The organism is Gilliamella sp. Nev3-1 (assembly GCF_001690435.1).
Classification (GTDB): domain Bacteria; phylum Pseudomonadota; class Gammaproteobacteria; order Enterobacterales; family Orbaceae; genus Gilliamella; species Gilliamella apicola_C.
Genome location: NZ_LZHN01000057.1, coordinates 67,821 through 74,251, shown reverse-complemented (window position 1 = coordinate 74,251; position 6,431 = coordinate 67,821). Strand labels below are relative to the sequence as shown.

The window sequence follows — 6,431 nt, the reverse complement described above, 5'->3', positions numbered from 1 at the left end:
ATCAGCAATAATGGTCAATTATTTTATGAAAGATTAATGGATTTTTGTAAGTTAGTAAATATTCCCTTTATGACTGGTGCAACAGAAGATCCTTGGATGAAAGGAATTCATATTGATTATAAAGATATGAATCTTTTTGTAAGTATGCTGCAATACTGGTTCTCTGAAGGAGATTACTATTTAAAAGTTGATAATGATTTTTTCTTAATAAAAAATATTAAGAAAAAAGTAGACATTCCTCAACTTAAATATTTTGATTTAATTCATATCGAAAATGAATATTCAACTAAATCTTTTTCAAATAAATACTATTCACTTATAAGAATATATTTTTGGAGCAAGCAAGAAACATATTCTGATCTAGTTCTTTATACGATTAAGGGAAGTAATAAATTTATTAGTAAATTAACTATAGATACATTTAAAAGCTATGTTAATTGTAATAAAAATTTAGATGAATATTTAGAATCTAGCTCAATTTGTTATTCTTTTCCTATCGATGCGGTTATCACTTGGGTTAATGGAGACGATACTGAGTGGAAAGCAGAGAAAGATTTATATTCTAATAATATTAATGATTCATTAGAAGGAGAAGGTAGGGCAAATAAAGATGAACGCTTTCGAAATAGAAATGAATTAAAATATTTGTTAAGATCTATTGAGATGTTTGCACCATTTATAAGAAAGATTTTTATTGTAACTTGCGGGCAAACGCCAGAATGGTTAGATATAAGCAATGAAAAAATTACGTTAATTGATCATAAAGATATTTATAAAAATAAAGACGCTTTACCTACTTTTAATTCAAGTAGTATCGAAACACAGCTTCACCATATAGACGGATTATCTGAACATTTCCTTTATTTTAATGATGATTTTATGTTAACTGATTTTTGTACGCCAAGTGATTTTTTCTTTGCTAATGGTATTATGAAGTATTTCCCATCAGAGAATAGAGTATATGAAGCAGATATTGATGACTCTAGAGAAGAATATTTATTATCTGATCGCAATGCAATTAACTTAATTAAGAATGATTTTGGAAAATCTGGTAATGATATAATGTTACATTGTCCTTATCCATCTAGAAGAAGTCTTTTATATTTTCTAGAAAATAAATTTGAAGCTGCTTTTTCTAAATGTGAAAAAGAAAGATTTAGATCCAAAAATGATTTAAGACCGATTGCATTTATGCAGTATCATTACGGATTTCAAAAAGGATTAGCTGTTCCATCTAAATTGTCACATCGTTATTTAGCTTTATATAAAAAAACGATTGATAAACAGTTTAATGGAGTTTTTAAAACAAGAAAATACAAAACTATTTGTATTAATGATGTTGCAGTTCCCGAAGACAGACTTCTACCTGTAAATGATATGACAATTGATTTTTTAGAGTCTTATTTTCCTTTAAAATCATCATTTGAAAAGTAATTAAGAACGAGTAATATAAATCACGAACAAAAAACTTTTCGAGATTGACATAGTATATGGTAATTATATTATTCTCATTTCCATAGAACGCACTTTAGCACTTTAGAAAGTTAAATAGGGCATTATGTGAATAGGTAAAATGCTACCATCCATACCAAATGCCCTATTGAAATGGAATCATAGTTGTCTCCAAATCTGCTGTTGTCAAATATGTTGAAACATATTCAATAGCTGGTAGCGTACTAGCTCAAATAATAAAAAAATTATTGAAAGCTACTAATAAAAAATGGAAATATTTTTCTAAATATATTGTGTGCAATTAGTTTTAATAATTCAGAATTCGCTTTATATAAAATTGATAATTATTATCAATATAAAAAATATTGAATATTGTAATCATCGTTCCCTATGAAAGTTTAAAATTATTAGGAATATAGAAATGTTGGAAAAAAATTTATTTGCTGTTTGCGCTATATGTAGAAATGAATCTCCATATATTATGGAGTGGATTGCGTATCAAAAATCTATTGGGATAGATCACATATTTTTATATGATAACGTTAGTGATGATGGAACATCTGAATTACTTATCAACCTTGATGCGATTGGTGAAATCACAAGGATTCATTGGCCAAGAAAAAAGGATATTCCACCACAAAGAGAAGCATATTCTCATTTTCTTCAGAATTTTAGCTATCTTTTTGAGTGGGTTATGATTTGTGATATTGATGAATTTTTTTTACCTAAGCAAGGTGATATCAGAGATTTTGTTTCTGCTGCAGAAGAAACAAAAACAGATGTTGCTGCAATTGCTATCCCTTGGCTTTTATTTGGGTCAAGTGGATTAGTAACACAAGATGATAGGCTTGTCTTAGAACGATTCACACATTGTGATAAGAAACCTCATTCATCTGTCAAATCAATTTTTAAACCATCTAAAGTTTTTAATATGAGAACTCATATATGTGATATTTTAGACGGAAGTTATATAGATAATGAATTTTCTTTACCTAAGTGGAAAGCTGAACCAATTTCATTAAAAAAACCAACATTAGGGTATGGAGTTTTTCACCACTATTTCACAAAGTCGAAAGAAGAATGGGAAAGGCGCCGTTTAATGGGAAGAGCTGATAGAGCTCAAGTAGCTTTTAGGACCCTTCAACTTTTTGATAAATATAATTGTCAACCAACTATTAATACTGAAATATACCGTTATTTAGACAAGGTAAAAGACAGAATCACATATTTAAGCTATAAACTTAAAATAAATAATATTAAAATTGAAAAAATAAAAGAAAACTATACTCAATTGATATCAATTGATCGGCGTTGGATAGTTGGTCGTATAAATAGTCAGCTCAATAGTATAAAAATTAGAATTTTGATTAACAATGAAATTGAATTTATATTTGTTGCAAATAAAAGATTTTGTGATCAATCAATTGGCTTTATTTTAAATATCTCATGGTTAAATATACCCATTGAAAAAATAAGTATTTTTATTGTAGGAAATGTGGAATCTGACACATTTTATCCAGATAATTTTCCATCACAAAGAACAATGTTACTAAATCTGATTAAGTATGCTCCAAATGCAGAAGAAATCATTTTTCATCGAGTAGCAAGAATGGCAAGAACAGAAAAGGGTATGCGGAATATTTCAAAGATCAATTTACCACCTTTTAATAAATTTGAATTATTTGGTGAATTGTTAAATATTATTATTAAGGCTTATAAGACTAATTTGGATGTAAAAGATGATATTTGCTCCTTTTTAACAAATTATGGAAAACAAGGGTGTGATGCTTATAAGGTATTCATCAATGAAAAATATTTTTGTTCCTCTTTTTTACCAAAACTAGAATTGTAGTAATATATAACAGTGAGACTCATAAACATATTTAACAGATGATGTATCCATGTTATTTTTTCATAGCTAAGCTCTTTTTACTTTTATTATGGAAAGCTTTTACATGCCTATCGTTATGTATCATCTATTATTTAATAATTAAAAACAACAATAAAAAGGAAACTATATGATGCGAATTGGATTATTTATTCTAACTAACTTAGCCGTTATGTTTGTATTTGGCATTGTTCTAAGTATCTTAGGTGTTGATTCACATAGTACGCTAGGTTTACTTATTTTTGCAGCACTATTTGGTTTTGGTGGATCTTTTATATCTCTTCTTTTATCTAAACGGATGGCTTTACGGTCAGTAGGAGGGCAAATTATTACTCAACCTAGTAATAATCAAGAACAGTGGTTACTCGATGTTGTTCGCCGTTTATCAACCGAGCTTAATATAAAAATGCCAGATGTTGCTATCTATCATGCTCAGGATGTTAATGCTTTTGCAACTGGTGCCACCAAAAATAGTTCTCTTGTTGCAGTAAGTTCTGGTTTATTAAACACAATGACTCAAGATGAGGCAGAAGCGGTCATTGGTCATGAAATGAGTCATGTTGCTAATGGCGACATGGTCACAATGACTTTATTACAAGGTGTACTTAATACTTTTGTTATTTTTATTTCAAGAATGTTAGCATCTGTTGTAGCTCAAGCATTGGATGATCGTAATCGTGGTTTATCACAGTTAACCTATTTCTTGATAGTTATGGTTTTTGAAACTGTATTTGGTATTTTAGCAAGCCTTATCGCAATGTGGTTTTCTCGTTATCGAGAATTTCATGCTGATGCTGGTTCGGCTAAATTAGTAGGCAGTACAAAAATGATTGCTGCGTTAGAAAAACTAAAAACCAGCCATGAACCAAGTGAAGATACTTCAATTCTGGCATTTTGTATTAATGGTGCAAAAAAAGCGAAATTTTCTGAATTGTTTATGTCTCATCCACCATTAGAAAAACGAATCAAGGCTTTACAGAATAGGACTTACCAAAACTAATCATTCTATAACAAAAATTATATACAAACGTACAATTATCTGAAAGCTTTTGACAAGCATTATTAAATTAACAATAATGCTTGTCAAATAAAGAACAGAGCGTCAATTAATCCCATTGTCAAAAGAGTTTATAATGCCATCCTATCATAATGCTAAAAATGAATTAGAATTACTTAGCCCTGCCAAAAATATTGAAATTGCACAGCAGGCTATTTTACACGGCGCAGATGCAGTATATATCGGTGGACCAAGCTTTGGTGCTAGGCATAATGCAGGGAATTCTGTTAGCGATATTGCCCAGTTAGTTGAATTTGCTCATCGTTATTATGCAAAAGTGTTTGTAACCTTAAACACCATTCTTCACGATAATGAGCTTGAACCAGCAAGGCAACTCATATGGCAATTTTATGATGCGGGTGTTGATGCATTAATTGTACAAGATATGGGAATTTTGAATATGGATATACCTCCCATTGATTTACATGCTAGTACTCAAATGGATATTAGAACACCAGAAAAAGCAAAATTTTTATCTGATGTTGGATTTTCACAAATAGTTTTAGCACGAGAACTTAATTTAACTCAAATATATGAAATTAATAAAAAAATTGATTCGAAAATAGAGTTTTTTATTCATGGAGCACTTTGTGTGGCTTTTTCAGGTCAATGTTATATTTCTCATGCACAAACAGGGCGCAGTGCTAATCGAGGAGATTGCTCTCAAGCTTGTCGCTTACCTTTTACTTTAAAAGATGACCAAGGTCGTATTGTTGCTTACGAAAAACATTTATTATCAATGAAAGATAATAATCAATCGGATAATCTAATGGAGTTAATTCAAGCTGGTGTTAGATCATTCAAAATAGAAGGGCGCTATAAAGACTTAAGTTATGTAAAAAATATTACAGCATTTTATCGCCAAAAATTAGATAATATTTTAGCTAAATCATCAAATTTCTTACCTGCATCAAGTGGTCGTACAGAACACTTTTTTACACCAGATCCTAACCGAACATTTCATCGAGGAAGTACTGATTATTTTATAAACGGTAGAAAACCTGATATAGGCGCCTTCAATTCACCTAAATTTATTGGCTTGCAGGTTGGTGAGATAACTAAAGTTACATCTAAAACTATCGATATCAGATCCGAGAAAATATTAACTAATGGTGATGGTTTAAATGTACTGATAAAAAGAGAAATTTTTGGATTTAGAGCTGACAAAGTAGAGAAACTTTCGGCTAATCAATACCGCATTTACCCAAATGAAATTCCCAAACCACTTTTTTCCGTTAAACTACCTTATATGGTCAATCGGAATCTCGATCATATGTGGCAGCAAAATTTATTGAAAGAAACAAGTAATCGTCGCATAGGTGTATCATTTGAATTACATAATATTGAAGGAGGTATTGAATTAATAGCAAAAAGTGAAGAGGGTATTTGTGTTGAATTAGCATTAAAGGATGAATTTGATCTTGCAGAACAACCAGATAAATTTGTGAAAAATATTAGAGATAACTTATCTAAAATAGGGCAAACAATATATCACCTAATTGAATTTAAAATGAATTTGTCAAAAATTTATTTTATTCCAAGTAGCCGACTAAATCAATTTAGAAGAGAAATTATCGATAATTTAACCGCAGCTAGATTAGCCAATTATCATTGTAAGACACGTAAGCCAGAATTAAAACCAACACCAATTTACCCAGAGACACACTTAAGTTACTTAGCCAATGTATATAACCATAAAGCTAAGGAATTTTATGCACAACATGGCGTAAAATTAATTGAAAGTGCGTATGAAGCACACGAAATAAAAGATGATGTCCCACTAATGATAACGAAACATTGTTTACGATTTGCGTTTAATTTATGTCCAAAACAAGCAAAAGGAATCCAAGGAGTAAAAAACAAAGTAACGCCAATGAAATTGATTCAAAACAATGAAGAATTATTATTAAAGTTCAATTGTAAAGCTTGTGAAATGCAAGTTTGGGGAAAAATCAAAAGCCACATCTTAAAAAAACCGTTACCTGGTAGTGATGTTATTTTTATGACAAAGAATTAAATTACTATAATAACAAA

Annotated in this window: 4 protein-coding genes; all 4 read left to right on the top strand. The window is 29.9% G+C overall.

The genetic code is table 11. The features are described from left to right. Nucleotides 1-1,434: stealth family protein (locus A9G40_RS08365; RefSeq protein ID WP_218057989.1), on the top strand; the 1,434-nt coding region annotated here is incomplete at its 5' end. Nucleotides 1,435-1,873: 439 nt separating this feature from the next. After that, a complete protein-coding gene (locus A9G40_RS08360; RefSeq protein ID WP_065582672.1) occupies nt 1,874-3,304 on the top strand; it encodes a glycosyltransferase family 2 protein in 1,431 nt (476 codons plus the stop codon). 166 nt (nt 3,305-3,470) lie between these two features. Continuing rightward, entirely contained in the window at nt 3,471-4,340 is an 870-nt protein-coding gene (htpX, locus tag A9G40_RS08355; RefSeq protein ID WP_065582671.1) for a protease HtpX, read from the top strand. Between the two features lie 133 nt (nt 4,341-4,473). Then, entirely contained in the window at nt 4,474-6,414 is a 1,941-nt protein-coding gene (locus A9G40_RS08350; protein WP_065582670.1) for a peptidase U32 family protein, read from the top strand. The last annotated feature ends 17 nt before the right edge of the window (nt 6,415-6,431 follow it).

What these genes read in the sequence shown, in the direction of transcription:
- A9G40_RS08350 (WP_065582670.1), top strand. Translation starts at nt 4,474, where the DNA reads ATGCCATCCTATCATAATGCTAAAAATGAATTAGAATTACTTAGCCCT.
- A9G40_RS08360 (WP_065582672.1), top strand. Translation starts at nt 1,874, where the DNA reads ATGTTGGAAAAAAATTTATTTGCTGTTTGCGCTATATGTAGAAATGAA.
- htpX (WP_065582671.1), top strand. Translation starts at nt 3,471, where the DNA reads ATGATGCGAATTGGATTATTTATTCTAACTAACTTAGCCGTTATGTTT.